Source organism: Amycolatopsis sp. NPDC021455 (assembly GCF_040640995.1).
Lineage (GTDB): Bacteria > Actinomycetota > Actinomycetes > Mycobacteriales > Pseudonocardiaceae > Amycolatopsis.
Genome location: NZ_JBFACT010000020.1, coordinates 1 through 26,297, shown reverse-complemented (window position 1 = coordinate 26,297; position 26,297 = coordinate 1). Strand labels below are relative to the sequence as shown.

General features: G+C 71.9%; 26 protein-coding genes. 11 read left to right on the top strand and 15 right to left on the bottom strand.

Features of this window, described 5'->3' with window-relative positions; all coding sequences use genetic code 11:
• The first annotated feature begins 11 nt into the window (after positions 1-11).
• From AB0G28_RS22785 to AB0G28_RS22775, 3 genes are all read left to right on the top strand, one after another.
• Positions 12-578 (top strand): helix-turn-helix domain-containing protein, encoded by a 567-nt coding sequence (locus tag AB0G28_RS22785; protein WP_361092148.1) that lies wholly within the window; start codon positions 12-14, stop codon positions 576-578.
• Positions 579-626: 48 nt separating this feature from the next.
• Positions 627-1,895, top strand: a complete 1,269-nt coding sequence (locus tag AB0G28_RS22780) for an alpha/beta hydrolase (RefSeq protein WP_361092418.1) — start codon at positions 627-629, stop codon at positions 1,893-1,895.
• A gap of 351 nt (positions 1,896-2,246) precedes the next feature.
• Positions 2,247-4,811, top strand: coding sequence for a PQQ-dependent sugar dehydrogenase (locus AB0G28_RS22775; RefSeq protein WP_361092145.1), 2,565 nt, complete (start codon positions 2,247-2,249; stop codon positions 4,809-4,811).
• A 69-nt stretch (positions 4,812-4,880) separates the two neighbouring features.
• Here the strand turns inward: AB0G28_RS22775 and AB0G28_RS22770 are convergent, their stop codons facing one another.
• Positions 4,881-5,249: a hypothetical protein gene (locus tag AB0G28_RS22770; protein WP_361092142.1), complete on the bottom strand. Its 369-nt coding sequence runs from the start codon at positions 5,247-5,249 to the stop codon at positions 4,881-4,883.
• A 233-nt stretch (positions 5,250-5,482) separates the two neighbouring features.
• The gene (locus AB0G28_RS22765; RefSeq protein WP_361092139.1) at positions 5,483-6,091 is read right to left on the bottom strand and encodes a TetR/AcrR family transcriptional regulator; all 609 of its coding nucleotides are present in this window, start codon (positions 6,089-6,091) and stop codon (positions 5,483-5,485) included.
• Between the two features lie 70 nt (positions 6,092-6,161).
• Between AB0G28_RS22765 and AB0G28_RS22760 the strand changes: the two genes are divergently transcribed.
• On the top strand, positions 6,162-7,058 hold the full coding sequence (locus AB0G28_RS22760; RefSeq protein WP_361092136.1) for a sterol desaturase family protein: 897 nt from the start codon (positions 6,162-6,164) through the stop codon (positions 7,056-7,058).
• Here the strand turns inward: AB0G28_RS22760 and AB0G28_RS22755 are convergent.
• The gene (locus AB0G28_RS22755) at positions 7,008-7,967 is read right to left on the bottom strand and encodes a glucosyl-3-phosphoglycerate synthase (protein WP_361092133.1); all 960 of its coding nucleotides are present in this window, start codon (positions 7,965-7,967) and stop codon (positions 7,008-7,010) included. The two genes, AB0G28_RS22760 and AB0G28_RS22755, sit on opposite strands and share 51 nt — an antisense overlap.
• Positions 7,968-8,129: 162 nt before the next feature.
• Between AB0G28_RS22755 and AB0G28_RS22750 the strand changes: the two genes are divergently transcribed.
• Both AB0G28_RS22750 and AB0G28_RS22745 read left to right on the top strand, forming a co-directional pair.
• Complete coding sequence (locus AB0G28_RS22750; RefSeq protein ID WP_361092130.1) at positions 8,130-8,993, top strand: hypothetical protein; 864 nt, start codon at positions 8,130-8,132, stop codon at positions 8,991-8,993.
• Complete coding sequence (locus AB0G28_RS22745; protein ID WP_361092126.1) at positions 8,990-9,505, top strand: hypothetical protein; 516 nt, start codon at positions 8,990-8,992, stop codon at positions 9,503-9,505. Before AB0G28_RS22750 ends, AB0G28_RS22745 begins: the two co-directional genes overlap by 4 nt.
• A gap of 4 nt (positions 9,506-9,509) precedes the next feature.
• On the opposite strand, the gene whiA is transcribed toward AB0G28_RS22745, so the two are convergent.
• Genes whiA through uvrC form a run of 4 tightly spaced genes read right to left on the bottom strand, consistent with a single transcriptional unit; the run spans position 9,510 to position 14,351 of the window.
• The gene (gene whiA, locus AB0G28_RS22740) at positions 9,510-10,502 is read right to left on the bottom strand and encodes a DNA-binding protein WhiA (protein WP_020645248.1); all 993 of its coding nucleotides are present in this window, start codon (positions 10,500-10,502) and stop codon (positions 9,510-9,512) included.
• The gene (gene yvcK / locus AB0G28_RS22735) at positions 10,502-11,494 is read right to left on the bottom strand and encodes a uridine diphosphate-N-acetylglucosamine-binding protein YvcK (RefSeq protein ID WP_361092415.1); all 993 of its coding nucleotides are present in this window, start codon (positions 11,492-11,494) and stop codon (positions 10,502-10,504) included. Before yvcK ends, whiA begins: the two co-directional genes overlap by 1 nt.
• Position 11,495: 1 nt before the next feature.
• On the bottom strand, positions 11,496-12,353 hold the full coding sequence (gene rapZ, locus AB0G28_RS22730) for an RNase adapter RapZ (protein WP_003101350.1): 858 nt from the start codon (positions 12,351-12,353) through the stop codon (positions 11,496-11,498).
• A 42-nt stretch (positions 12,354-12,395) separates the two neighbouring features.
• A complete protein-coding gene (uvrC, locus tag AB0G28_RS22725) occupies positions 12,396-14,351 on the bottom strand; it encodes an excinuclease ABC subunit UvrC (RefSeq protein WP_361092122.1) in 1,956 nt (651 codons plus the stop codon).
• 154 nt (positions 14,352-14,505) lie between these two features.
• On the opposite strand from uvrC, the gene AB0G28_RS22720 reads away from it, so the two are divergent.
• Both AB0G28_RS22720 and AB0G28_RS22715 read left to right on the top strand, forming a co-directional pair.
• Positions 14,506-15,228 carry a trypsin-like serine protease gene (locus AB0G28_RS22720; RefSeq protein ID WP_361092119.1) on the top strand — a complete coding sequence of 241 codons (723 nt, stop codon included), beginning with the start codon at positions 14,506-14,508 and terminating at the stop codon, positions 15,226-15,228.
• A 99-nt stretch (positions 15,229-15,327) separates the two neighbouring features.
• Positions 15,328-16,104: an exodeoxyribonuclease III gene (locus AB0G28_RS22715; protein ID WP_361092116.1), complete on the top strand. Its 777-nt coding sequence runs from the start codon at positions 15,328-15,330 to the stop codon at positions 16,102-16,104.
• Positions 16,105-16,216: 112 nt separating this feature from the next.
• Here AB0G28_RS22715 and AB0G28_RS22710 read toward each other — a convergent pair whose 3' ends face one another.
• The 5 genes from AB0G28_RS22710 to rpe form a co-directional block, all read right to left on the bottom strand.
• Positions 16,217-16,660 (bottom strand): PH domain-containing protein, encoded by a 444-nt coding sequence (locus AB0G28_RS22710; protein WP_361092113.1) that lies wholly within the window; start codon positions 16,658-16,660, stop codon positions 16,217-16,219.
• Positions 16,657-17,163 (bottom strand): 6,7-dimethyl-8-ribityllumazine synthase, encoded by a 507-nt coding sequence (gene ribH / locus AB0G28_RS22705; protein WP_176176252.1) that lies wholly within the window; start codon positions 17,161-17,163, stop codon positions 16,657-16,659. The genes AB0G28_RS22710 and ribH overlap by 4 nt, the downstream gene beginning before the upstream one ends.
• On the bottom strand, positions 17,160-18,485 hold the full coding sequence (locus tag AB0G28_RS22700; protein WP_361092109.1) for a bifunctional 3,4-dihydroxy-2-butanone-4-phosphate synthase/GTP cyclohydrolase II: 1,326 nt from the start codon (positions 18,483-18,485) through the stop codon (positions 17,160-17,162). Before AB0G28_RS22700 ends, ribH begins: the two co-directional genes overlap by 4 nt.
• Positions 18,482-19,111, bottom strand: coding sequence for a riboflavin synthase (locus AB0G28_RS22695; protein ID WP_361092106.1), 630 nt, complete (start codon positions 19,109-19,111; stop codon positions 18,482-18,484). The genes AB0G28_RS22700 and AB0G28_RS22695 overlap by 4 nt, the downstream gene beginning before the upstream one ends.
• An 82-nt stretch (positions 19,112-19,193) precedes the next feature.
• Positions 19,194-19,865 carry a ribulose-phosphate 3-epimerase gene (gene rpe / locus AB0G28_RS22690; protein WP_361092412.1) on the bottom strand — a complete coding sequence of 224 codons (672 nt, stop codon included), beginning with the start codon at positions 19,863-19,865 and terminating at the stop codon, positions 19,194-19,196.
• 122 nt (positions 19,866-19,987) lie between these two features.
• Between rpe and AB0G28_RS22685 the strand changes: the two genes are divergently transcribed.
• The 3 genes from AB0G28_RS22685 to AB0G28_RS22675 all read left to right on the top strand — a co-directional run bounded on the left by AB0G28_RS22685 (position 19,988) and on the right by AB0G28_RS22675 (position 23,050).
• Entirely contained in the window at positions 19,988-21,187 is a 1,200-nt protein-coding gene (locus AB0G28_RS22685; RefSeq protein WP_361092103.1) for a histidine kinase, read from the top strand.
• Positions 21,184-21,843, top strand: a complete 660-nt coding sequence (locus AB0G28_RS22680; RefSeq protein ID WP_361092100.1) for a response regulator transcription factor — start codon at positions 21,184-21,186, stop codon at positions 21,841-21,843. Before AB0G28_RS22685 ends, AB0G28_RS22680 begins: the two co-directional genes overlap by 4 nt.
• A 106-nt stretch (positions 21,844-21,949) precedes the next feature.
• Positions 21,950-23,050: a serine hydrolase domain-containing protein gene (locus AB0G28_RS22675; RefSeq protein WP_361092097.1), complete on the top strand. Its 1,101-nt coding sequence runs from the start codon at positions 21,950-21,952 to the stop codon at positions 23,048-23,050.
• A 62-nt stretch (positions 23,051-23,112) separates the two neighbouring features.
• On the opposite strand, the gene AB0G28_RS22670 is transcribed toward AB0G28_RS22675, so the two are convergent.
• The 3 genes from AB0G28_RS22670 to fmt are packed head-to-tail and all read right to left on the bottom strand — an operon-like array spanning position 23,113 to position 25,954.
• Positions 23,113-23,610, bottom strand: coding sequence for a flavoprotein (locus AB0G28_RS22670; protein ID WP_361092094.1), 498 nt, complete (start codon positions 23,608-23,610; stop codon positions 23,113-23,115).
• Entirely contained in the window at positions 23,607-25,031 is a 1,425-nt protein-coding gene (locus AB0G28_RS22665; RefSeq protein ID WP_361092091.1) for a transcription antitermination factor NusB, read from the bottom strand. The genes AB0G28_RS22670 and AB0G28_RS22665 overlap by 4 nt, the downstream gene beginning before the upstream one ends.
• The gene (fmt, locus tag AB0G28_RS22660) at positions 25,028-25,954 is read right to left on the bottom strand and encodes a methionyl-tRNA formyltransferase (RefSeq protein ID WP_361092088.1); all 927 of its coding nucleotides are present in this window, start codon (positions 25,952-25,954) and stop codon (positions 25,028-25,030) included. The genes AB0G28_RS22665 and fmt overlap by 4 nt, the downstream gene beginning before the upstream one ends.
• Positions 25,955-26,297: the final 343 nt, after the last annotated feature.

Below are 26,297 nucleotides of genomic sequence, written 5' to 3'. Positions count from 1 at the left end.
ACAGTGGCGTCATGACCAGCGCTCCACCACCCGAAGAACTGGACCCGGACGCCCTCAAGGCCGTCACGCACCCGTTGCGCCGCCGGATACTCGGCGTGTTGTCGGCGGGCCCCGCGACGGCCACGAAGCTCGCCCGAGCCCTGGGCGAGAACACCGGCGCGACCAGCTACCACCTGCGTGAGCTGGCGCGGTTCGGGTTCGTCGAAGACGTCCCCGAGCTGGCCCGGGGCAAGGAGCGGTGGTGGCGGACGCGCCCGCGGGACATCCGCTGGCCGCGTCGCAGTGAGCAAAGCGCCGAATCCCGGGTGCTGTTCGACGACATGCAGCGTCAGGGGTTCGAGGAAGACCTCGAAAAGCTCGACCGGTTCGCGGAAAAGCGCGACGAGCTGCCCGGCGACTGGCCGGACGCACTGCTCTACGCGCGCGGCGGCACCTGGCTCACCGCTGACGAGCTGCACCAGTTCTGGAACGACTACATGGAGCTGTTCCGCCGGTACTGGCGCGCCGAGGAGGACCGGTCACCGGAAGCGCGGCGCGTGCTCGTGCGCCTGCTCGCGTTCCCGGATCCAGGGGAATGACATGACACCAGGGGGTTTCACATGCTCAAGGGGGCTCTACTGGCCGGGGTGATCCTGGCCGTCACGGCGTTGGCGCCACCGGCTTCGGCGGCGGCGGACGGCGACGTGACTTTCGAAAACGGCGGGGTGACGTTGCACGGCACCGTCGTCGCACCGGCCGGCGGCACGAAGCTGCCGGGCCTGGTGATGGTCCACGGCTCGGGGGCACACAGCCGGGAGGACTACCGCGACCAGGCGGAAGCCTTTGCGCGGCAAGGGATCGCGACACTCATCTACGACAAGCGGACCGAGGGCTACTCGCAGTTCGAACGCTCGTACTCGACACTCGCGGACGACGCGCTGGCCGCCGTCGAGGCACTGCGGAAACGTCCCGAGGTCGATCCGGCGCGGGTCGGCGTCTGGGGGCTGAGCGAAGGGGGCTGGGTAGCGCCACTCGCCGCGTCGAGGTCTTCGGACGTCGCGTTCGTGGTGACGCTGGGGGCGAACGGCGTCCAGCCCGCGCGGCAGCAGGCGTGGGCGATCGAGAACCAGCTGCGCCGCCTGGCCATGGACGGCTCGATCGTGCGGATGGCATCGTCGACGATGATCCGCCAGCTCGTCGGCGGCGGGGTGTTCCCCGAGGCGCGCTACGACCCCGTGCCGGTGCTGAAGAGCCTGCGTCAGCCGGTGCTCGGGCTGTGGGGCGCGAAGGACGTCCTGACCCCGCCGGGCGAGGCGGTCCGGATCTTCCGGGACTCCGTCGCGCACCACACGCTGCGGGTCTTCCCGGACGCCCAGCACCAGCTGCGGCGCACCACGGACGGCTTCGACAAGCTGCCCGGGTACGCACCCGGCTACCTGGAACTGGTCGGCACGTGGGTGCACGGCCTATCGGCGGCGTCGGCGACGTCGAGCGCCGACCCGCCGCCGGCGCAGGACCGGCAGAGCGCCGCCGTGACCGCGCCGGCCTGGTACGAGTCGCCGTGGCTGCAGCCGGCCGTGCTGGTATTCCTGCTGGTGGCGTTCGGCTGGGGGCTGGTCCGCGGTGGTGCCCGTCCGGCTCGCTGGCTGGCGGCGACGGGGTTGCTCGCGGTGCTCGGGTTCGTGGTCGTCGACGTGCTGATCCAGACGACGATGGGCAAGGGACTGGGCCCGGTGATCCTCGGGCGCCCGCTGCCGTGGCTGGCGCTGCAGCTGCTCTCGCTGGGCGCGGTGGCCGCGACGATCGCCACGGCGGTGGCGTGGTGGCGCGCCCGTACGCTACGGCTGGGCGTGCTGCTCGCCGGCGGCGTGGCGTTCGTACCGTGGGCCATCTACTGGGGATTGCTGACCCCGTGAACGGCCGGCTCAGAGCGCCCCAATGTGGCATTGGGTGCGTCCAACGCACCCAATGTGGCGTTCGGTGCGTCCAACGCACCCAATGTGGCGTTCGGTGCGTTGGACGCAACCAACGCCACATTGGGGCGCTTGAAGCCCGGCCGCTGGGCCGTCCGGGCGCATCCGCCCCGCTGAGCGGGAAACCGTTGGCACGGTGGGTGACCCGCCGTGTCGACTATTGACAGGGCCCGCTTGCAGGGTGTGTGATCTCACCCATAAATAGGAAACTTTCCTAACTATTGGCGCCGGTGGTCCGCCGACCAGATCCGCCCCGGTCACCCCCTGTCCCCCGACCCACGCAGGAGGCTCCCAGTGGCACCCCGTCCACCGTGGCGCGCGGTACTGGCCGGTACCGCCGTCGCGGCGCTCGGCCTCACCGCGCTCAGCCCGGTAAGCGCTTTCGCCGCCGACACCGACTACGAGTCCGAGAACGCCACCATCGTCCAGGGCGCGGTCGAGTCGAACCACGCCGGCTACTCCGGCACCGGGTTCGTCAACTTCGACAACGTCGTCGGCAGCTACGTCGAATACTCCGTGAACGCCGCCCAGGCGGGCACGCACACGCTGACCTTCCGCTACGCCAACGGCACCGCCGACAACCGCCCGGTCAAGCTCACCGTGGACGGCGGCGACAAGGGCACCGTCGACTTCCCCGCCACCGGCGCGTGGACGACGTGGAAGACCGTCACCGCGACCGTGCAGCTGACCGCCGGCGTCAACAAGGTCCGCACCACCGCGACCACCGCCAACGGCGGCCCGAACGCCGACAAGCTCACCGACACCTTCACCGCGCCGGTCGACCCCGAACCGCCGTCGGCGCCGACGAACCTCAAGGCGAGCAACATCCTGCCCACCGCGGCGACCTTCACCTGGACCGCCTCGACGGACAACGTCGGCGTCGTCCGCTACGAGATCAACCGCGGCGGCAACATCCTCAAGACCGTCGACGGGAACACCACGACGGCCACGGTCGACAACCTGACCCCGAACACCGCCTACGACATCTCGGTCGGCGCGTTCGACGCCGCCGGCAACCCGTCGCAGCAGAGCAACGTCGTCACCTTCACCACCCCGCCGAGCGACGACACCACCCCGCCGACCGTGCCGGGCAACCTGCGCACCACCGGCGTCACCGCGAACAGCGTCTCCCTGGCGTGGAACGCTTCCACCGACGACGGAGGCACCATCGCCGGCTACGACGTCTACCAGGGCGCCACGAAGGTCGCGACCACGACGTCGCTGAGCACGACGGTCACCGACCTCAACCCGAACACCTCCTACACGTTCACCGTGAAGGCCCGCGACCCCGACGGCAACAGCTCGGCGGCGAGCAACGCGGTCACCGCGAAGACCAGCGCCCCCGGCGGTGCGGGCGGGATCCCGGAGTACGACCGGGACATCGCGAAGGTTGACCTCGGCTGGGCGGTGGACTTCCTGCCGAACGGCAACGCGCTGGTGACCGAGCGGGACCGGTTCGAGATCCTGCTCGTGACGCCGTCCGGCCAGAAGACCACGCTGGGCAAGGTGCCGGGCGCGGTCGGCACCAACGGCGAAGGCGGCCTGCTCGGCCTCGCGATCTCGCCGAACTGGGCGAGCGACCACGCGATCTACCTCTACCACACCGCTTCCGGCGACAACCGGATCGTGAAGATGACCTACGACGGCACCACGCTGTCGTCGACGTCGACGCCGGTGCTGACCGGGATCGCGAAGAACCGCTACCACAACGGCGGCCGCCTCAAGTTCGGCCCGGACGGCAAGCTGTACGCCACCGTGGGCGACGCGAAGAACAGCGACAACGCGCAGAACAAGAGCTCGCTCAACGGGAAGATCCTGCGGCTCAACCCGGACGGCTCGGCGCCGAGCGACAACCCGTTCTACGCCACCGGCGGCAACGCCCGGTACGTCTGGAGCTACGGCCACCGCAACCCGCAGGGCCTGGCCTGGGACTCCCGCGGCCAGCTGTGGGCGGCGGAGTTCGGCGAGAGCAGCCAGGACGAGCTCAACCTGATCCAGAAGGGCGGCAACTACGGCTGGCCGAGCTGCGAAGGCACGCAGGGCAGCTGCAGCGGCTACATCGCCCCGAAGAAGACGTGGCCGACCTCGCAGGCGGGCCCGTCCGGGGTCGAGATCGTCAACGACTGGATCTACATCGCCGGCGTCACCGGTGAGCAGCTGTTCGCCACCCAGATCAACTCCGCCGGCACCGGCGTCGGCACGGTGTCGACGCTGTTCTCCGGCCGCTGGGGCCGCCTGCGCTCGGTCACGAAGACGCCGGACGGCGGACTGTGGCTGACGTCGACGAACAACGACAAGAACGGCGGCACGCCGTCGGTGCTGGACAACGTGATCGTGCGGCTGAAGTTCCCCGGCGGCACGCCGAGCGGCTTCAAGCTGACCAGCTCCGCCTTCGCCGACAACGCCACCATCCCGGACAAGTACACCTGCGCCGGCGACGGCACGGCGGGCCAGGACCCGTCGCCGCCGCTCGCGTGGGGCGCGTCCGAAGGGGCGAAGGGCTACGCCGTCGTGTTCGCCGACGTCGCCAACGACGGTAACAAGCTGCACTGGGCGATCTGGGACGTCCCGGCGGCCACCCGCTCGCTGCCGGAGGGTCTCGGGGCGGGCTACACGGTGCCGAACCAGGGTGGCGCCAAGCAGAAGGCCATGGGCAGCGGGGCGAACGCGCAGAAGTTCTTCGGCCCCTGCCCGGGCGGCTCCAGCCACCCGTACACGTTCACGCTCTACGCCCTGAACACCGCGACGGTCCCGGGCCTGACGTCGTCCTCGACGATGGCCCAGATCGAAACGGCGATCAAGGGCGCCTCGACGGCCAACGTCAAGCTGCGCGGCAAGTCCAGCGCGTCGGCCGGTTAGAAGCCGCGGCAGGGGTGACCGGAGCGGCGCCGGTCACCCCTGCCGCTCCCTTTCCAAGACACTGCCGCCCTACTGTGACTCCGCCACCCGGCGCAGGTGAGCGTCGACGTCGAAGCCGTGTTCCTCCAGCCGGCGGCGGGCCAGCAGGAGCTCGTCGGGGGTGAACAGCTCGGCGTACTCCTCGCGGAGCATCGTGGCCTCGGAGCTGCGGCCGAGCTGGTTCTTCTCCCAGAGAACGGTGAACCCGCCGGCGGTGCCCGCCCCGCGGAGCAGCAGCCGGGCCGCCTCGACGCCGCCGTGCTCCCGCACCATGCGCTCGAACTGGGCCGGCCGGTAACCGAAGTCCTTGGCCAGGACGCGGCACCCGTCGAGCAGATCCTCGGTGAACCGCGCGGCGAGCCGGGGATCGGCCGGGACGGGAGCGGCAGGTTCGGGCATGGGACACCTCTCGACGGAACGGCTTCCCAGATTAATCGCGAACCGGCCCGGTTTCGCTACGCCATTCGAGCAACGAATCGGCGAAGTGCACTCTCCGTGTCGCCGGAAACCGACAAAAGCGGCGAACTGAAACTGTCGGTGAGCTCTGGCACGCTGACCCGTATGCGTACCGTGGTCCACGGCGATGCTCATGTCCACTATGGACAGATCTCCGTCCACGACGAGGCCGGGCCTCACCAGCCGAACAAGCCGCCCATGATCCGGGCGCAGCGGGCCGTCATCGCGTCCGCGTCCTCGTCCGGACGGTCGATCCACCAGCTGATCAGCGAGTCGACCACGCCGGTCCACACCTGCGCGACGGCCTCGATGTCCACCGGGTCCGCCAGGCCGCGTGACGTCAGCAGCTGCGTCGCGCCGAGCAGGGCGAACGCGTCGAGGCGGCGCCGGTAGTCCGCGGCCGCGGCGGCGATGTCGCCAGTGGACGGCACCGTCGGGTCGCGCAGCAGGCGCCACGCGTAGCGGTCGTGGTCGAACGTCGTGAAGATCGCCGACAGCACCTTCAGCGGCATCTGGTCGGGCTCGCCGCCGGCGGCCATGGTCGTCGCCACGCCTTCGGTGAGCCGGTCGCCCGCCCGGTGCAGGCAGGCCAGGTAGAGCCCCTCCTTCGAGCCGAAGTACTGGTACAGCAGCGGCTTGGTGACGCCGACCCGCCGCGCGATCTCGACCATGGACGCGCCCGAGTACCCCGCCCGGCCGAACTCCTCGGTGCCGGCCACGACGAGCTGGGCCACGCGCTCTTCGCGCGGCATGCCCTTGGTCCCGACCGCCCTTGACTCCGTCACCCGCGAGAGCCTACCGTGCGTAAAGTGACCCGAGGGTAAGTTACCGGATGGTCAGATCAGAGGAGGCAACGTGGCCGAGTTCCTGGCACACCTGCGCGACCCCGTGCTGTTCGCGGTTCCGGTGTTCCTGCTGTTCGTGACGATCGAGATCGTCGCGGTGCACGTACTCGGCCACGACGACAACGTCGTCGGCTACAGCGTCGCGGACACCCGGACGAGCATGCTGATGGGCACGGTCGCCGTCGGGGTCAACGCGCTGTTCCGGCTGGTGATGCTCGTCGTCTTCGCGGCGCTGTTCGAGCTGGCGCCGGTGCGGTTCGACCCGCGCGACTGGTGGACGTGGGTGCTCATGCTGCTCGGCCAGGAGCTGGTGTTCTACGCCTACCACCGCGCCAGCCACCGCGTGCGGCTGCTCTGGGCGGGCCACCAGGTGCACCACTCCAGCGAGCACTACAACTTCTCGACCGCGCTGCGCCAGAAGTGGACCCCGTACTTCCAGCTGCCGTTCTGGTCGGTGCTCGCGCTGTGCGGGATCCCGCCGTGGATGATCCTGACCGGACTGTCGATCGACCTCGTCTACCAGTTCTTCGTGCACACCGAGAAGGTCGGCAAGCTGCCGCGCTGGTTCGAGTACGTCTTCAACACCCCGTCCCACCACCGCGTCCACCACGGCAGCGACGCCGAATACCTGGACGCCAACTACGGCGGCATCCTCATCGTCTGGGACCGCCTGTTCGGCAGCTTCGTGCCCGAAGGCAAGCGGCCGACCTACGGGCTGACCAAGAACATCGGGACGTACAACCTGCTCAAGGTCGGCTTCCACGAGTACGGCTCGATCCTGCGCGACCTGCGCGCGGCCCGGACGTGGCGGGAGCGCGCGGGGTACGTGTTCGGGCCGCCCGGCTGGCAGCCCGGGCTACGCGATGTCCCGCAGGGCGAGGCTGTTCAGGGGCGGGCGCTGCGGTGAGGTGAGGTCGGTCAGCACGATCTCGCGTTCGACGCCGGGCGACGTCCCGCGCCGGAACTGCGCGAGCATCGTCGCCGGCGGGACCGCCGTGACCAGGCGGCCGTGGCGTTCCAGCCGGTCGAAGAGCGTCTGCATGATCTGCCCGGCCATCCGGCCCAGTGCCTGGGTGCTCTGGTGGCGGTGCGCGCGGTGGCCGAGGTCGACCTGGGCGAGCGCGTCGAGGCCGCGCAGCTGGAGCAGGTCGATGAGGTGCCCGATCTCGACGCCGTAGTTCGCGACGAACGGGATGCTCTCCAGCACCTCCCGGCGGCCCGCGTACTCGCCCGCGAGGGGCTGGACGAACCCGGCGAGCTCCGGCCAGAACATGTTGAGCAGCGGACGCGCGACGAGTTCGGTGACCCGGCCGCCGCCGTCCGCCTCGCTGCCGAGCGGGCGGTGGTAGAAGCCCTTGACGTAGGCGACCGACGGGTCGGTGAGCAGCGGCCCGAGCAGTCCGGTGACGTAGTCGGTGGTGAAGTCGTAGAGGTCGCCGTCGACGAAGACGACGAGGTCGCCGCTCGTCGCGGCGACGCCCTTCCACAGCGCTTCGCCTTTGCCGGCCAGCCCGTCGAGCCCGGGGAAGACGGCGTCCTGCGCGACGACGGTGGCCCCCGCGGCGGCGGCCACCTCGGCGGTGGCGTCGGTGGAGTGGCTGTCGACGACGAGGATCTCGTCGACGAGCGTGCCCTGGAGATCGTCCCGGATGGCGCCGACGATCGCGCCGACGGTGGCTTCCTCGTTCCGGGCCGGGATGACCACGGAGACGGTGGTGCCGCGTTTGGCCGCGACGAGCTCCCGGGTGGTCCAGTCGCCGGCCTTGCTGCTGCGCCGGGCGAGCCAGGTGCCGATTTCCGGCGAAACCTGCAGCATGCGTTTCCCCTTCCCTCGTTCGCCTCCGAGGTTCGGGGTGCCGCGTTTCGGGCACCGCTCCACGGCGCTACCGCGGTGTTACGAGATGGCGGGCCGCGTTAAACCGGCTGACGGCCGCGGGCGCCGCGCTCTAGGCTCACGGCGAACCGAGGGGGATCACCAGTGCTCGAAGCAGTCCGGCCGTTCCGCTGGGACCTCGTGCGCCCGGACCACCTCGGCACCCTGCTCGACGGCGTTCCCGAGCCCGGCCTGTGGTTCCTCGACGAGCTGATCGACTGCGCCGCGAAGGTGCTCGCGCGGTCCGGGGACGGCGAGCTGTACTTCGTCGGCCGGTCCGCGGACTCCGTGTTCGACCTCCTCGGCGGCGCGCTGCCGGACCCGGGCCGGCTGCACCTGCTGCCGCTCTCCACCGGATGGATCGACCACCCGCAGCTGGGCCCGCTCCGGCCGGCGGAGGTGGCGCAGCTGCGGGCGAACCTGGCCGCCCACGGCCTGGCGCCGGAGGACCTCACCCGTGGCTCCCGGCCGATCACCTTCGTCGACGTGGTGTCGTCGGGCGGTACCTTCGGGCACCTGCTGGAGATCCTGCGAGACTGGGCCGCCGGCGAGCGGGCGGACTGGCCCGCCATCCGGCGGCGGATCCGGATCGTCGGCCTGACCTGGCGCGGACCCACCAGCCCGAAGACCCACCGGTGGCACCAGCACGCCGAATGGGTGCGGGACCTGCCTGCCGGCTCGATCCGGAACGTCTCGGTCGAGCCGACGGTGATCAGCTACCTCGCCGACCACCAGCCGAAGCTCACCCGATCGTTCCGCCGGGACATGTGGGCCGTCGAAGAGGTCCGCTCCCCGGCGCACGACGACCGCACCCGCCGGGCGCTGGCCGAAGCCGTGGCCATCGTCGAGGCCGGCCGCTCCCCCGCGGTGCGGAAGAAGCTCGTCCGCGGGGTGAGCCGGGAACCCGCGATCGCCGAACCGTGGCTGCGGGATCTCATCAGGCGGCTCGCTCCGAAGGGAAGCACATGACCACCGCGGACGAAGACAAGGACCGGCGGTACCGGCTCGACGCCCTCCTGCTCATCGTCCAGGACGAACTGGCGGCCGCGGGGTTGCCGGTCGTTCCCGGCGAACGCCCGGTCGGCGTGGCCGGCGCCGTCGCGGCGGTCGACCTGCCGGACCTGGGCGGGGTGCTCGTCGACTGGCAGGTGCACACCGTGCTCGCCGACGCCGCGCAGGAAGCCTGGGGCGACGACCCGCACCGGGAAGGTCCCGAGTGCGCCGAGTTCAACGGGCTGCTGTCCGAGATCCACGCGGCGATGGGCGAGGCGATACGCAGGATCCTGACCGCGGCGGGCCTCGAGGTCACCAGCAGCGGCAACGACTACGCACCGAACGAGCTGCTGGTGACCCGGCGCCTCGCCCCTTCACCCTGGCAGGCCCGCCGCAGCGCGCAGCTCAGCCGGCGGCACGAATCGATGCGCGTGGCCTGGAACGAGCGCCACGCGGCCGAACGCCGGCAAGCCGCCGGAGAAGACTGAGCCGCTAGGCGTCTTCCTCTTCGAGCATCTCCGGCGTGACCGCCGACTCGGTGTCCGGGATGTTCAAGTCCTTGGCGCGCTTGTCCGCCATCGCCAGCAGGCGGCGGATCCGCCCGGCCACCGCGTCCTTCGTCATCTGCGGGTCCGACAGCTGGCCCAGCTCCTCCAGGGACGCCTGCCGGTTCGACAGCCGCAGCTTGCCCGCCGCCAGGAGGTGGTCCGGGGCCGTGTCGCCGAGGATCTCCAGGGCCCGCTCCACCCGGGCCGCCGCCGCGACCGCCGCGCGGGCCGACCGGCGCAGGTTCGCGTCGTCGAAGTTGGCCAGGCGGTTCGCCGTCGCGCGGACTTCGCGGCGCATGCGGCGTTCCTCCCACTGCAGCACGCTCGCGTGCGCGCCCAGGCGCGTCAGCAGGGCACCGATCGCGTCACCGTCCCGGACCACCACGCGGTCGGCGCCGCGGACCTCGCGGGACTTCGCCTGGATGCCCATCCGGCGGGCCGCGCCCACCAGGGCCAGCGCCGCCTCCGGGCCCGGGCACGTCACCTCGAGCGACGACGAGCGGCCCGGTTCGGTCAGCGACCCGTGCGCGAGGAACGCGCCCCGCCACGCCGCTTCCGCGTCGGCCACTCCCCCGGACACCACGGCCGCGGGCAGCCCGCGCACCGGGCGGCCGCGCTGGTCGATCAGCCCGGTCTGGCGGGCCAGGCCTTCACCGTCCTTGACCACGCGCACGACGTACCGGGTGCCCTTGCGCAGCCCGCCGCTGGCCGTGATGACGTGGACGTCCGAATGGTGGCCGTACAGCTCGTGGATCTCCTTGCGCAGCCGCCGCGCGACGGAACCCGTGTCCAGCTCCGCCTCCACGACCACCCGGCCGGCCACGATGTGCAGGCCGCCGGCGAAGCGAAGCAGCGACGCGACCTCCGCCCGGCGCGGCCCGATCTTCGTGATCTCCAGCCGGCTCAGTTCGTCCTTCACCGAAGCGGTCATCGCCATTACTGCCCCTCCCTGCCTTTCGCTCCTCCCCCGTGCTCCCCGCCCCTGCCGAGACCGAGAGCCTCCCGCATCGTCCGCGCGAGCGCATCAGGATCATGCCGTCCCGCCACTTCCGGGTCGGCCACCGCCCCCAGGAGCGCCCGGCCGCCGAGCCGTTCCGCCGCGCGCCGGAGATTCGCCGGGTCGGGCACGGAATCGCGGTCCGCGATCACCGCGTCGACCCGCAGATCGGGCGCGTGCTCGAAGAGTACGTCGAGATGCCGCTCCGGAGAGAATCCCGCGGTTTCCCCCGGCTGGGGGACAAGGTTGAGCACGAGCACCTTCGTCGCGGCCGTCCGCACGAGCGCGTCGTGCAACCCCGGCACGAGCAGGTGCGGGAGAACACTGGTGAACCACGAGCCGGGGCCGAGGAACACGACGTCGGCGTGCAGCACCGCTTCCACCGCTTCGTCGCACGCCAGCGGCGGCCGCCCGGACCGGCCGGGCGAGCGCAGGCTGACCCGCCGCACCTGTCCCGGTGTCGTGGCCACCGCGACCTGGCCGCGGATCGTGCGCAGCGCCGCCGGGTCCTCGCTGTCGAGGCCGCTGACCTCGCCTTCGATCTCGAGGGGCTCCGGCGACATCGGCAGCACCCGGCCCGAGACGCCCATCAGCCGGCAGGCCTCGTCGAGCGCCGCGACCGGGTCACCGAGGACCTCGAACAGCCCGGCCAGCAGCAGGTTCCCCACCGCGTGCCCGGCCAGTGCGCCGTCACCGCCGAAGCGGTGCTGGAAGACTTCGGCCCACAGCGTGCCGCCGTCCTCCGCCGCGAAGGCCGCGAAGGCCTGCCGGAGGTCGCCCGGCGGCAGCAGCCCGAGTTCGCGCCGCAGCCGGCCGGACGATCCGCCGTCGTCGGCCACGGTGACGACCGCGGTGACGTCGGGGGTCACCCGCCGCACCGCGGACAACGTGGCGTGCAGCCCGTGGCCGCCCCCGAGGGCGACCGCGCGCACGTTATTCACGACCAAGGTCGCGGTGCACCACCTTCACGGCCATACCGTCCTCTTTGGACAGACGCTGGGCGAGCTCGACGGACAGCGCCACGCTGCGGTGCTTGCCGCCGGTGCAGCCGACGGCGAGCGTCAGGTACCGCTTGCCTTCGCGCTTGTAGCCGGCGCCGATCAGCCGCAGCAGCTGGTGGTAGCGGTCGAGGAACTCCTCGGCGCCCTCCTGCGAGAGGACGTAGTTGCGGACCTCGCCGTCGAGGCCCGTGTGTTCGCGCAGCTCCGGGATCCAGAACGGGTTCGGCAGGAACCGGACGTCCATCACCAGGTCGGCGTCCATCGGCAGGCCGTACTTGTAGCCGAAGGACAGCACGGTGACCCGGGTCTGGGTGCTCGCCTCGGAGCCGAACGCGTCCTCGATCTTGGCCCGCAGGTCGTGCACCGACAGCGACGACGTGTCGAGCACCAGGTCGGCCTCTTCGCGCAGCGGCTCCAGCAGCGTCCGCTCGGCCGTGATGCCGTCGGCGAGCCGGCCGTCTCCCTGCATCGGGTGCCCGCGGCGGACGGCCTCGAAGCGCCGCACCAGCACCGCGTCGGTCGCCTCCAGGAACAGCACGCGCGGCTTGTAGCCGCGGGCGTCGAGGTCCTTGATGACCGAGGCGAGGTCGTCGGTGAACGCGCGCGAGCGCACGTCCATCACCACCGCCACCTTGGTGATCGCGCCGCGCGCCTGCGCGCCCAGCTCGACCATGGTGGCGATCAGCTCCGGGGGCAGGTTGTCGACGACGAACCAGCCCAGGTCCTCCAGGCACTTGGCCGCCGTGCTGCGGCCCGCCCCGGACAACCCGGACACGACCGCGACCTCCATGCCGGAGCCGCGGATCTCCTCTTGCGCACTCACTGTGTTTCCCTACTCCCCTGCTCCTGTGCCGTTGCTCGCGCCGGACTCCCCGGCCAGCGCGGCGACCACGGCCTCCGCGGTGCGCCTGCCGAAGCCGGGCACCGCCTCGATCTCTTCGACCCTGGCCTGCTTGAGCTTCTTCACCGAGCCGAAATGCTTGATCAGCGCGGTGCGGCGAGCCTGCCCCAGCCCGGGCACACTGTCCAATTCGGACGTCTGCAGCCGCTTCGAGCGCTTCTCGCGGTGGTAGGCGATGGCGAAGCGGTGGGCCTCGTCCCGCAGCCGCTGCAGCAGGTACAGCGCCTCCGACGTCCGGGGCAGGATCACCGGATCGGGGTCGGCGGGCAGCCAGACCTCCTCCAGTCGCTTGGCCAGCCCGACCACGGAGATGTCGGTGATGCCGAGCTCGGCCAGCACGTCCGCGGCCGCGGTGGCCTGCGGGCCCGCGCCGTCGACGACCAGCAGGTTCGGCGGGTAGGCGAACTTCTTCGGCCGCCCGGTCTCCGGGTCGAGACCGGGCGTGCTCGACTCCTCCGCGGTTTCCTTGAGGTAGCGGTAGAACCGGCGGCGGACCACCTCGGCGATCGAGGCGACGTCACCCTCCGTGGCCGCCTCCCGCAGCGCGAAGCGCCGGTACTCGGACTTGCGCGCGAGCCCGTCCTCGAAGACGACGAGCGACGCGACGACGTCGCTGCCCTGGATGTGGCTGATGTCGATGCACTCGATGCGCAGCGGCGCGGTGTCGAGGCCGAGGAACTCCTGCAGTTCGGTGAGCGCCGCCGAGCGGGCCGTCAGGTCACCCGCCCGCCGCAGCTTGTGCTGCGTGAACGCCTCGCCCGCGTTGCGCTGCACGGTCTCCGCGAGCGCCTTCTTGTCGCCGCGCTGCGGCACCCGCAGCTGGACTCGCGAGCCGCGCAGCCCGGTGAGCCACTCCGCGACCGCTTCGGCGTCCGCAGGCAGCTCCGGCACGAGCACCTCGCGCGGCACGACCGGGCCGGCGTCGACGTCGTCGCGGGCGTCGAGCTCGGCTTCGTCGCCGTAGAACTGGGTGAGGAAGTGGTCGACCAGCGCCGGGACGTCCATCTCCTCGGCCTTGTCGATCACCCAGCCGCGCTGGCCGCGGACCCGGCCGCCGCGCACGTGGAAGACCTGGACGGCGGCCTCCAGCTCGTCGTGCGCGAACGCGACGACGTCGGCGTCCGTGCCGTCGCCGAGCACCACGGCCTGCTTCTCCATGGCGCGGCGCAGCGCGCCGAGGTCGTCGCGCAGCCGGGCGGCGCGCTCGAACTCGAGCTCTTCGGACGCGGCCGCCATCTCGGCTTCGAGGCGCTTGATCATCGCGTCGGTCTTGCCGGCGAGGAAGTCGCAGAAGTCTTCGACGATGGCTCGGTGCTCGTCGGCCGAGACCCGGCCCACGCACGGCGCCGAGCACTTGTCGATGTAGCCGAGCAGGCAGGGACGGCCGATCTGGCCGTGCCGCCGGAACACCCCGGCCGAGCAGGTGCGGGCCGGGAAGACGCGCAGCAGCAGGTCGAGCGTCTCGCGGATGGCCCACGCGTGCGCGTACGGGCCGAAGTAGCGGACGCCCTTCTTGCGCGCGCCGCGGTAGACGTGCAGGCGCGGGAACTCCTCGTTCAGCGTCACCGCGAGCACCGGGTAGCTCTTGTCGTCGCGGTAGCGGACGTTGAACCGCGGGTCGAACTCCTTGATCCAGTTGTACTCGAGCTGGAGCGCCTCGACCTCGGTGGTGACGACGGTCCATTCGACGCTCGCGGCCGTCGTGACCATCTGGCGCGTGCGCGGGTGCAGGCCGGAGAGGTCGGCGAAGTAGGAGTTCAGCCTGCTGCGGAGGCTTTTCGCCTTGCCGACGTAGATGACCCGCTTGGTCGCGTCGCGGAATTTGTACACGCCAGGGGCATCCGGGATGCTCCCCGGCGAGGGACGGTAGGTGGTCGGGTCAGCCACTCCTCCAGACTATGGGGCACCACCGACAGTTCTCGGTGGGCCCCCGGCTCCCCCGCCGGAAGTAGGGTGTTCGTCCGGTTCCGACCTTCGTCGGTGTCCGGACCTGTGACGCGGTGGTTACTTTCCGGCCGTCCCCTCCGAAAGGATCACCACCGTGGCCTCTCTCCGTCTTCTCGGTGCTGCTTCCGCGGCCGCCGTCGCGCTGACGCTCGCCGGCGGCGCGGTCGCCTCCGCGGGCGTCCAGCCGAACATCGTCGGCGGCACCACCGCCCCGACGGTCTCCTGGGGCGCCCAGGTGTACGTCAACACGCCTGGCCGCGACTACCAGGGCTTCAACTGCTCGGGCACGGTCATCGCGTCGCGCTGGGTGCTGACCGCGGTGCACTGCCTCGACCAGGACGGCTCGGGCATGTACGTCCGGGTCGGCAGCAACACGCTGCTGTCGGGCACGAAGATCGCCGTCGACGGCGAGTACGAGTCCCCGAACGGCGACATCGCGCTGCTGCACCTGGCCTCGGCGACCAGCACGTCGCCGATCTCGCTGGGCAGCGCGGACCCGGCGACCGGCAGCACGAACCAGATCTACGGCTGGGGCCGCACGACCCCGACCGGCCCGCCGGCGACGTCGCTGAAGACGGCGAACGTCCAGGTGACGGGCCGGTCGACGGACGCCTACGGCGGCCGCGCGATCCAGAGCGTCGGCGTCAACGGCTCGGCGTGGAAGGGCGACTCGGGCGGGCCGGAGGTCTCCGGCGGTGTCCAGGTCGGCGTCGCGTCGACGGTCCAGAACCAGAGCGGCTCCAACACGCGGGGGACGAACAACTACGCGAGCGTGGCGGCGAGCCGGTCCTGGATCCGGACGACGGCGGGCGTCTGAGTTCTCCTTTGTCCGTGAAGGCCTCCTTACCGGCGCTAAGAGCCGGGAAGGAGGCCTTCACGGACTTTTCTGTCGGTGGGGTGTGGGATGCTCGCGGGCATGCGGATCGCCACCTGGAACGTGAACTCCATCGTCCCCCGCCTGCCGCGCGTGCTGGACTGGCTGGAGAAGACGGCGCCGGACGTGCTGTGCCTGCAGGAGCTGAAGACCACGACGGAGAAGTTCCCGCTGGCCGAGGTGGAGGCGCTCGGGTACGAGGTCGCGGCGTACGGGCTGAGCCGCTGGAACGGCGTCGGGATCGTGTCGCGGGTGGGCCTGTCCGACGTCGTCCGCGGGCTGCCGGGCGAGCCGCAGTTCGACGGCGCTTCGGAAGCCCGCGCGATCGGGGCCACGTGTGGTGGCGTGCGGGTGTGGTCGGTGTACGTGCCCAACGGGCGTGAGCCGGACAACCCGCACTACGCGTACAAGCTGGAGTGGCTGTCGTCGCTGCACTCGCTGGTGGCTTCGGAGGTGTCGTCCGGGCCGTTCGCGGTGCTCGGGGACTTCAACGTGGCACCGACGGACGCCGACGTCTGGGACATCGCCCTGTTCGCGGAGTCGACGCACGTGACGAAGCCGGAGCGCGATGCGTTGGCCCGGCTGCGGGACCTGGGGTTGTCGGACGTGTTCCCGCGACCGCTGAAGTACGACCACCCGTTCACGTACTGGGACTACCGGGCGGGGAACTTCCCGAACAACAAGGGGATGCGGATCGACCTGGTGTACGGGAACGACGCTTTCACTTCCGCCGTCACGGACTCCTATGTGGACCGTGAGGCACGCAAGGGGAAGGGGCCGTCGGACCACGCGCCGATCGTGGTCGACCTGACCCTCTGACGCCCGTCCCAAGCGCCCCAATGTGGCGTTGGTTGCGCTCAACGCACCGAACGCCACATTGGGTGCGTTGGACGCACCGAACGCCACATTGGGGCGCTGGAGAAGCTGCGCGTCAGCCGCCGGTGGCCGCGCGGTGCAGTTTCCGCAACGCCCGCACCGCCTCCACCGCCCGGTCCCGGTCGACCGCCTGGATCGCCATCACCGCGTGGTACTCGTCGTCCGGCAGCTCCAGCCGTGCCCACGACGCGCCGTCGGGAAAACTCACCGACAGCACCTCGCTCCACGCGAACCGCCGCGTGACCAGCACGTTCCGGACCTCGATTCCCTCCGCATCCGCCCGCACCCGCGCGATCGCGAACAGCATCACGCCCGCCGCCAGCAGGATGCCGATGCCCACCATCGCCGCTTGGTCGGAACGCTGGAAGCGCACGCCCGTGTCGCCGTTGCGCAGCAGGACCGCCACCACGATGAACACCGCCAGCAGCGCCACCGCCAGCACGCTGCACATGATCACCGCCCGGCGCGGACGGATCACCAGCGAAGTCGCCACGCTCACTGGAAACCTCGCTCGGTCCACGGCTGGCGCAGGCTCCGCAGCACGTGCGCGGAGTCCAGGGCCGCCACCGTCGCCTCGTAGCCCTTGTCCTCCTTCGAGCCCGGACGGCCCGACCGGTCGACGGCCTGTTCGTGCGTGTCGCACGTCAGGACGCCGTTGCCGACCGGGGTGCTCTCGTCGAGCGCCACCCGGGTCAGGCCCGCCGTCACCGCGTCGCACACATACTCGAAGTGCGGCGTGCCGCCGCGGATGACCACGCCCAGCGCGACCACCGCGTCGTGGTTGCGGGCCAGCGCCTGCGCCACCACCGGGAGCTCGACCGCGCCCGCGACGTGGACGACCGTCGGCTCCTCCTCCAGCTCCGCTTCCTTCGCCGCGACCAGCGCCCGCTCCAGCAGGACGTCGGTGATGTCCGCGTTCCAGCGGGTGGCGACGATGCCGAGCTTCAGCGCCTTGCAGTCGGAGAGGTCCAGCTTGACGTCCGGACGGCCTTCGCCGCTCACAGTGCTCCTCCGTCGGGATGCTCGCCCGCGCCGACCTGGTCGTAGTGCTCCAGCTGGGCCAGGTCGTGGCCCATCCGGTCACGCTTGGTCCGCAGGTAGCGCAGGTTCTCGGGGTTCGGGGAGATCGGCAACGGCACGCGGCCGGTGACGCGCAGGCCGTAGCCCTCCAGGCCGATCCGCTTGGCCGGGTTGTTCGACAGCAGCCGCATGGTGCGGACGCCGAGGTCGCACAGGATCTGCGCGCCGGTGCCGTAGTCGCGGGCGTCGGCCGGGACGCCGAGCTGGAGGTTGGCGTCCACCGTGTCGGCGCCGTCGTCCTGCAGCTGGTAGGCCTGCAGCTTGTGCAGCAGGCCGATGCCGCGGCCCTCGTGGCCGCGGATGTAGAGCACGACGCCGCGGCCTTCGGCGGCCACCGCTTCCAGCGCCGCCTCCAGCTGCGGGCCGCAGTCGCAGCGCAGCGAGCCGAAGACGTCGCCGGTCAGGCACTCGGAGTGCACCCGCACGAGGATGTCCTGGCCGTCGCCGATTTCGCCGTAGACGAACGCGACGTGCTCGATGCCGTCCAGCAGCGAGTCGTAACCGACCGCGCGGAACGTGCCCGCGGCCAGCGGGATGCGCGCTTCGGCGACGCGCTCGACCTGCTTTTCGGTGCGACGGCGGTAGGCGATGAGGTCGGCGATGGTGATGATCGCGAGGTCGTGGTCGGCGGCGAACACCTCGAGCTCGTCGCGGCGCGCCATGTCGCCTTCGTCCTTCTGCGACACGATTTCGCAGAGCACGCCCGCCGGCGAGAGCCCGGCCATCCGGGCCAGGTCGACCGACGCCTCGGTGTGCCCGGGCCGGCGCAGCACGCCGCCTTCCTTCGCGCGCAGCGGGACGACGTGCCCGGGACGGCGGAAGTCCTTCGCGGTGGAGGAAGGGTCGGCCAGCAGCCGGATCGTGTGCGCGCGGTCGGCGGCGGAGATGCCGGTGCTGATGCCCTCGGCGGCGTCGACCGTGACGCTGTACGCGGTCCCGCGCGCGTCCTGGTTGGTGTGGTACATCGGCGGCAGGTCCAGCCGGTCCGCCTCGGACTCGGTCAGCGCCACGCAGACGTACCCCGAGGTGTAGCGGACCATGAAGGCCAGCAGTTCCGGCGTCGCCTTCTCGGCGGCGAAGATGAGGTCGCCCTCGTTCTCGCGGTCCTCGTCGTCGACCACGACGACCGGGCGGCCCGCCGCGATGTCCGCGATCGCCCGCTCGATGGCGTCGGCGTCGAACACCGCCCCGGCACCGCACGGCGTCCAGCCTGCTTCGGGCTCTGCCGCACTCGTCTCGCTCATGACCGCTCCTCCGTGCCGCCGTCCCGATTGTGCGCCTGGTCGCGGATATGTGCCTCGGCCAGCTTTTCCACGTACTTCGCGACCACGTCGACCTCGAGGTTGACCAGGTCGCCTGCCTCGCGGCGGCCCAGGGTGGTCACTTCCAGGGTGGTCGGGATCAGGGCCACCTTGAACTGGTCGTCGGTCACCGCGGCCACCGTCAGCGAGATCCCGTCGACGGCGATCGAGCCCTTCTCGACCACGTACCGGGCCAGGTGCTTCGGCAGCGCGAACGTCGTGACGCCGTTCTCGTCGCGGCCGAGGAACACGCCGGTCCCGTCGACGTGCCCCTGCATGATGTGCCCGCCGAGCCGGCCGCCGGCCGGGGTGGCGCGCTCGAGGTTGACCCGGTCGCCGACCGCGACCTTGGCCAGGCTGGAGCGCTCCAGCGTCTCGTTGACGACGTCGACGGTGAACTCGCCGCCCGTCACCTCGACGACCGTGAGGCAGACGCCGCTGACCGCGATCGAGTCGCCGTGCCCGGCGTCACTGGTGACCAGCGGGCCGCGGACGCGCAGCCGGGCCGCGTTGGTCAGCTGCTCGACGGCGGTGACTTCGCCGATCTCCTCGACTATGCCGGTGAACACGTGCGCTGCCTCCTTGAGAGCCGGTCCTTCCATCCAACACCCGCCGCGGCCCGGTGGCTTCTCCGGTCCGGGTCACGAGATGTCAGCCGGCCCGGCCGCGGGCCGCCTGCTCACGCAGCGCGGCGACCGCCTTGCCCGGGTCCGCGGCGCCGTAGACGGCGGATCCGGCGACGAAGCAGTCGACCCCGGCCTCGGCGGCCTGCTCGATGGTTTCGCTGTTGATCCCGCCGTCGATCTCGACGACCAGCTTCAGGTGCCCGGTGTCGACCAGCCGCCGCGCGGTGCGGACCTTCTCCAGGACGTCGGCGATGAACGACTGCCCGCCGAAGCCCGGCTCGACCGACATGACCAGCAGCGTGTCGTAGTGCTTGAGCGTGTCGAGCCACGGCTCGAGCGCGGTGCCCGGCTTGATCGACAGGCCGGCCTTCGCCCCCGCCGCGCGCAGGTTCTTCGCCAGCGCGACCGGGTCCTTCGCGGCCTCGGCGTGCACGGTGACGTTGTAGGCGCCCGCCTCGGCGTAGCCGATCGCCCAGCGGTCCGGGTCGTCGATCATCAGGTGGCAGTCGATCGGCACGTCGGTGCTCTTGAGCAGCGCCTGGACGACGGGCAGGCCGAGGGTCAGGTTGGGCACGAAGTGCGCGTCCATGACGTCGACGTGGACCCAGTCGGCGCGGGTTTCCGAGCCACCGGCCACGGCGGCGATCTCCTCGCCGAGCCGGGCGAAGTCCGCCGCGAGGATGCTGGGTGCGATCAAAGGTCGGTCTGCCACGTCCCGAGTGTAGGAGGACGGCGCTAACGCTCGCTAACCGGTTGTGACCAGGATCTGGCTCCCGAGAGGGAGGTCACGGACGCTCCGACCGCCCTACGCTCGCCGGTATGCCCGGATTCCTCCAGTCCTTGACGCGGATCGGCAGCTACCGCAGCCTTCCGTACGCCTTCGTGGGTCTCATGATGGCCGCGCCGGTGTCCCCGTTCGCCTTCGCCGTCGCGGTGTCGTTCGACGCCGACTCGCGGGTCCGCGCCGTCATCGCCGCGGTCGCGCTCGCGGTGCTGATGGGGCTCCTGGGCCTGCTGGGACCGGTGCGGCGGCTGGCCGTCGCGCTCGCGAACGGCCTGCTCGGCGTCGGCCTGCCCGCGCCGGCCCGGCGCCCGGACGCCGGCTCGCGGCTGCGGTCGGGCCTGTGGTTCGCGCTGCACACGGCGGCGAGCGCGGTCCTGGCCACCGTGCTGGGGTTTCTCGCGATCACGATGTTCGTGCCGCTGGCGTGGCTGACCGGCGGCCAGGCCCGGATCAGCTTCTTCTGGAACGACGTCCCGCTCGGCGTGTGGACCATCCCGTTCGGCCTCGCGATGGTCTTCCTGGCGCTCGTGCTCGCCGCGGCCGCCACGATCGGGTTCCGGGTCGGCGCCACGACGCTGCTGGGGCCGTCCGCGGCCGAGCTCTCGGCGGCCGCCGAGCGGCGGGCGGCCGTCCTCGCCCAGCGCAACCGGCTGGCCCGCGAGCTGCACGACTCCATCGGGCACACGCTCACGACGTCGACCATCCAGGCGGCGGCCGCGGCCGAGCTGGTCGAGGCGGACCCGGCCCAGGTCCGGCGCGCCCTCGGCACGATCGAAGAAGCCTCCAGGAGCGCTCTCGAGGACCTCGACCACGTCTTGGGCCTGCTTCGCGAGGAGCCGGCCACGAAGGAGCCGACGCGCACGCTGACCGAAGTCGACGTCCTCGCCGTGCGGGCGCGCGAAGCCGGGCTCGACGTCCGCCTGACCGTCACCGGGCCGGTCGCCGCGCTGCCCGCCGCGGTGTCGCGCGAGGGCTACCGGATCGTCCAGGAGGGCCTGACCAATGCGCTGCGGCACGCCGGCCCCGGCGAGGTGGACGTCCGGATCGAGGCCGGACCGGACCGGCTGGCCATCGCCGTCGTCAACGCACTGCCCGGCGAGCGGCCCCGGACCGGGCGCCACGGGCTGGCCGGGCTCGCCGAGCGGGTCGAGGCCCTGCGCGGCGAGCTCGACGCGGGCCCGGACGACGGCCGCTGGCGGCTCAGCGCCACCATCCCGCTGCGGGCGGGCGCATGACCCCCGCTGTGCTGATCGCCGACGACGAGCCGCTGGTCCGCACCGGGCTGCGGGCCCTGCTGGAGCAGCAGGGCCTCCCGGTGGTCGGCGAGGCGGCCGACGGCGGCGAGGTGCTGCCCGAGGTGCGGCGGACCCGGCCGGACGTCGTGCTGATGGACGTCCGGATGCCCGGCACCGACGGCATCGAGGCCACCCGGCAGGTGCTCGCGGCCCTGGAAGAACCGCCGAAGATCCTCGTCGTCACGACGTTCGACAACGACGACTACGTCCACGAAGCGCTGCTGGCCGGGGCGAGCGGGTTCCTGCTGAAGCGGGCGCGCAAGGAGGAGATCGCCCACGCCGTGCGGACCGTCGCCGCCGGCGAGTCGCTGCTGTTCCCGGAGGCCATCCGGCGGCTGGTGAGCGGCCGGACGGCGGGCGGGAAGCACGCGCGGGCGGCGAAGACGCTCACCCGCCGCGAAGCCGAGGTGCTCCGGCTCATCGCCACCGGACTGTCCAATCAGGACATCGCGGCGGCGCTGGTGATCAGCCTCGAGACGGTGAAGACCCACGTGGGCAACATCTTCACGAAGCTGGGGGCCGGCAACCGCAGCCAGGCGGTGGTCATCGCGTACGAAGCCGGGGTGGTCCGGCCGGGGCACCTGGCCGGCCCCTGACGTCGTGGTGGGGTCAACCCCAGGATTTTCCCGGTGGTCTCCCCCATGTTCCCCGGGCGTCCCGGCTCCCTACCGTGGAAGGACCGAGACACCAGGGGGTTCTTTCATGCGGAAGTCACTGTCCGGCAGACGGATCGTCGCCGCCGGCACGCTCGTCGCGCTCCTCGCGGCGACCACCGCGGCGCCGGCGCTCGCCGCCGTCGACCCGGTTCAGCACAGCCTCGACGTGCTCACGACGCAGCAGGGCGTCCCGGGCGCCGAAGCCGTCGTCCAGGACGGCGGGCGGACGCGGGTCGTGCGCAGCGGCGCCGGTGACGTCGCGACCGGAAAACCGTTCCCGCGCAACGGCTCCTTCCGCGCGGGCAGCGTCACGAAGTCGTTCACCGCCACTGTCGTGCTGCAGCTCGTCGGTGAAGGCCGGGTGAAGCTGGACGCGCCGGTCGAGCGGTACCTGCCGGGCCTGCTCCCGGACCGGCGGATCACCGTGCGGCAGGTGCTGCAGCACACGAGCGGGCTCTACAACTACACGGACGACCTGAACCGGACCGACCCGGAAGCCCTGCGGCACCGTGGAGCCGAACCGGCGGAGCTGGTGGCGATGGCGCTGAAGCACCCGGCGCTGTTCCCGCCCGGGACGAGCTGGTCGTACTCCAACACCAACTACATCGTGGCCGGGATGCTCGTCGAGCAGGTCACCGGGCACGCGCTGGACACCGAGATCGCCCACCGGATCACCCGGCCGCTGGGCCTGCGCGACACGTACCTGCCGCGCCGCGGCGATGAGAAGCTGCCCGTGCCGCACGCGGTCGGCTACCTGCCGATCGGCGGCAAGCTGGTGGACTTCAGCGACTTCGACGCGACGATCGCGGGCGCGTCGGGCGGCCTGGTCACCACCCCGGCCGACCTCAACCGGTTCTACGGTGCCCTCTTCGGCGGAGAGCTGCTGCGACCGGCCCAGCTGGCCGAGATGCGGCGCACGGTCCCGGCGGATCTCGGCGTCCCGGGCGCACGCTACGGCCTGGGCCTCGGCAACGTCCCGTTGTCGTGCGGCGAGTTCTGGGGGCACGAAGGCGGGATCCCCGGCTTCACGAACCTGGCGGGCGTCGGCCCGAACGGACGTCGCAGCACGGTGGTGGCCAACCTGAACCCGGCACCGGACGGCGCGGCGCACCTGTTCGCCGTCACCGAAGCGGCGTTGTGCTCCTAGGCCCGAAAATTGTCGGTGCCTGCCGGTAGCGTGGAAAACGGGGGGCGCCCCCGCGAGCCTGCTCAGGGCAGCAAGTCGAGGGCCTCGGTCCACGGCCGCCGGACGTCGAGCCGGTGCAGCGTCACCCCGGCACCCGCGAGGGTGTCGAGGTGGCGCTGCCACGCCGGGTGGTGCACCCGGGTGTCCTGGATCTGGTAGGCCACGACGATCGTGATCCCGGGGGCGCCGAGCACGTCGCCGAGCACGGTCAGGGCCTGGTTGTCGGCGATGCCGAGGGCGAGCTTGGCGACCGAGTTCGCCGACGCCGGCGCGAAGAGGAACACGTCCGGATCCGGGTGCGGCCGCGGTTCCCCCGGCAGCCGGGAGACGCTGCGGACCGGCAGGTCGGTGCCCGCGGCGACGGCCTCGAGCCCGCCGGCCGCCTCGAGCCAGCGGTACGCGGTCGGCGTCAGCGTGATCGCCGGCCGCCAGCCGCGTTCGGCGGCGGGTTTCACCAGCTCGGCGGCGAACCGGACGTCCAGCCCGCCGCACGAGCCGGCGACCAGCCCGAGGTCTCTCACGGTTTACGCAGCACGGCGCAGAACATCGCATCCGTGCCGTGGCGGTGCGGCCACAGCTGGACGTACGGGCCGTCGCCGAGCTCCGGCACGCCGGGGAAGAACTCGCGCGCATCCAGGACCTCGGCCTTGAGCCGCCGGGCCGTCTCCGCGAAGACACCTTCGGTCTCGGCCAGGTGCGGCGAGCAGACGACGTAGGTCAGCGCGCCGCCGGGCCGCAGCAGGTCGTAGGCCGCGGTGATCAGCTCGCCCTGCAGCTTGGTGAGGTCCGCGACGTCGGACGGCTGACGGCGCCAGCGCGCCTCCGGCCGCCGCCGCAGCGCGCCGAGCCCACTGCAGGGCGCGTCGACGAGGATCCGGTCGTACCCCGGCTCCAGCCCGCTCTCACGCCCGTCGGCGACGCGGACGGTGACCGGCAGCCCGCTCGTGGCCTTCTCGACGAGCTTCGCGCGGTGCGGCGCCTTCTCGACGGCGTCCACGGCCGCCCCGCTCAGCGCGGCCAGCGCGCCGAGCAGCGCCGCCTTGCCGCCGGGGCCGGCGCACAGGTCGAGCCAGCGCTCGTCGGAGCCCTCGAGGGGCACCTTCGTCGCGGCGATCGCGCAGAGCTGGCTGCCCTCGTCCTGGACCGCGGCCAGCCGTTCGCGGACCGGCTCGGCGTCGGCGGGGTCGCCGGCCCCGGCGGGCAGGCGCACGCCGTAGGGCGAGTAGGGCGCCGGGTCGCCGCCGGTGATCGCGGCGAGCTCGTCGGCGCTGATCTCGCCGGGGCGGGCGACGAGGTGCACCTCGGGGCGGGCGTCGTCGGCTTCCAGGGCGGCCTTCAGGTCGGCGCCCTTGTCGCCCAGCGCTTCGGCGAACGACCGTGCGATCCAGCGCGGGTGCGCGGTGCGCAGCGCGTAGGCCCCGATGGGGTCGGCGGCTTCGTCCGGCGCCAGCTCGTCGAGCCACGCCGCTTCGTCCTTTTCGGACACCTTGCGCAGGATGGCGTTCGCGAAACCCGTGGCCCACGAACCGGCTTCCGCGCGCACGAGGTCCACGGTGGACGTCACGGCGGCGTGCTCGGGGATGCGCGTGCGCAGCAGCTGGTAGACGCCGAGGCGCAGCGCGTCGAGCACCGCCGGGTCGGTCTTGGACAGCGGGCGCTCGGCGCACGACTCGATGATCGCGTCGAGCAGGCCCTGCGCCCGCGAAGCGCCGTACGCCAGCTCGGTGGCCAGCGCCGCGTCCCGGCCGGTGATCCGCCGCTCGCGCAGCAGGTCCGGCAGGACGAGGTTGGCGTAGGCGTCCTTCGTCCGGACAGCCGCGAGGACGTCGTAGGCGGCCTGCCGGGCGGAGTCCACCTCCGGCGGGCGGCGCGGCCCCTCCTTGCGCGGTGCCGGGCGGCCCCGCTGCGGCCGTGACGGGCGTCGTTCCCTGTGGTCGTTCACCGGAGGCGCTCTCCTTGGTCGATCCTCGTGCCGCGCGCCCAGTCGGTGGCCGCCATCCGTTTCTTGCCGGGTGCCTGGACTTCGCCGAGCCGCAGCGGCTTCGTCGCCGTCCCGACCAGCACCCGTTTGCGTTCGACCACGATCTCGCCCGGCGGCGGGCCGGGTTCGTCGAGCACCGTGACCGGGCCGAGCTTGAACCGTTCCCCGCGGAACTCCGCCCACGCACCGGGGTCCGGGGTGACCGACCGGATCTGCCGGTCGACAGCCGAAGCGGGATCGGCGAAGGACACCCGCGCGTCCTCGACCGTCACCTTCGGCGCGTAGCTGACCCCTTCGGCGGGCTGTTCGCGCGCGACCAGGCTGCCGTCGGCCAGACCGTCCATGGTGGACAGCAGCAGCTTGGCCCCGGACTCCGCGAGCCGCCCGAGCAGCACACCGGCGGTGTCGGTGGCGCCGATGGTCTCGGTGACGACCCCGTAGACCGGGCCCGCGTCCAGCTCCTTGACGATCCGGAAGGTCGACGCACCGGTGATCTCGTCCCCGGCCCGGATGGCGGCCTGCACCGGCGCGGCTCCCCGCCACGCGGGCAGCAGCGAGAAGTGCAGGTTCACCCAGCCCAGCCGCGGGATGTCGAGAGCGGCCTGCGGCAGCAGCGCCCCGTACGCGACGACCGGGCAGGCATCCGGCGCGAGCTCGGTGAGCCGGGCCAGGAAGGCCGGGTCCCCGGCCCTCGCGGGCGTCAGGACTTCGATGCCGTGCTCATCGGCGAGCGCGCCGACGGGCGACCGCACGACCCGCCGGCCACGCCCGGCCTGCGCATCGGGCCGGGTGACGACGGCAACGACCTCGTGCCGGCCGGAGTCGAGCAGGGCGCGCAGGGCGGGGACCGCGGGGTCGGGGGTGCCGGCGAAGACGAGCTTCATCGGCCCACCCCCGGCGGGAGCAGGGTTTCAGGTGGCTGGAACATCGAGCCTGAGTCTAGAAGGCCCCGGTACGCCGGGCGCGCCAGTGCCCCGATGTGCCGATCCGCAGGTCAGGCCGGGGTACTGTGACGTGGCCGGGCGCACCGACCGCAGGTTGTCCACACCCCGGCCGCGATGTGGACAACTCCGCTCGCGGCGGCCCTTTTTCGGCTTTTCGTCGGGCACCCCCGATACACTGGACTGGGGAAGCCCCCCTGGGAGGGCGATTTCTAGTGGTTGTTGCAATACTGCTGTTGGTTGTGGGTGGTGTTGAGTAACTGTGTCATGCGTTCGGTGGGGCTGT

Excerpts from the sequence above, each read along its gene's own strand:
- whiA (WP_020645248.1), bottom strand. The coding sequence starts at position 10,502 with ATGGCGATGACCGCTTCGGTGAAGGACGAACTGAGCCGGCTGGAGATC.
- AB0G28_RS22755 (WP_361092133.1), bottom strand. The coding sequence starts at position 7,967 with ATGCTGCAGGTTTCGCCGGAAATCGGCACCTGGCTCGCCCGGCGCAGC.
- AB0G28_RS22675 (WP_361092097.1), top strand. The coding sequence starts at position 21,950 with ATGCGGAAGTCACTGTCCGGCAGACGGATCGTCGCCGCCGGCACGCTC.
- AB0G28_RS22680 (WP_361092100.1), top strand. The coding sequence starts at position 21,184 with ATGACCCCCGCTGTGCTGATCGCCGACGACGAGCCGCTGGTCCGCACC.
- AB0G28_RS22700 (WP_361092109.1), bottom strand. The coding sequence starts at position 18,485 with ATGAGCGAGACGAGTGCGGCAGAGCCCGAAGCAGGCTGGACGCCGTGC.
- AB0G28_RS22715 (WP_361092116.1), top strand. The coding sequence starts at position 15,328 with ATGCGGATCGCCACCTGGAACGTGAACTCCATCGTCCCCCGCCTGCCG.
- fmt (WP_361092088.1), bottom strand. The coding sequence starts at position 25,954 with ATGAAGCTCGTCTTCGCCGGCACCCCCGACCCCGCGGTCCCCGCCCTG.
- AB0G28_RS22685 (WP_361092103.1), top strand. The coding sequence starts at position 19,988 with ATGCCCGGATTCCTCCAGTCCTTGACGCGGATCGGCAGCTACCGCAGC.
- AB0G28_RS22785 (WP_361092148.1), top strand. The coding sequence starts at position 12 with ATGACCAGCGCTCCACCACCCGAAGAACTGGACCCGGACGCCCTCAAG.
- rapZ (WP_003101350.1), bottom strand. The coding sequence starts at position 12,353 with ATGGAGGTCGCGGTCGTGTCCGGGTTGTCCGGGGCGGGCCGCAGCACG.
- AB0G28_RS22770 (WP_361092142.1), bottom strand. The coding sequence starts at position 5,249 with ATGCCCGAACCTGCCGCTCCCGTCCCGGCCGATCCCCGGCTCGCCGCG.
- AB0G28_RS22745 (WP_361092126.1), top strand. The coding sequence starts at position 8,990 with ATGACCACCGCGGACGAAGACAAGGACCGGCGGTACCGGCTCGACGCC.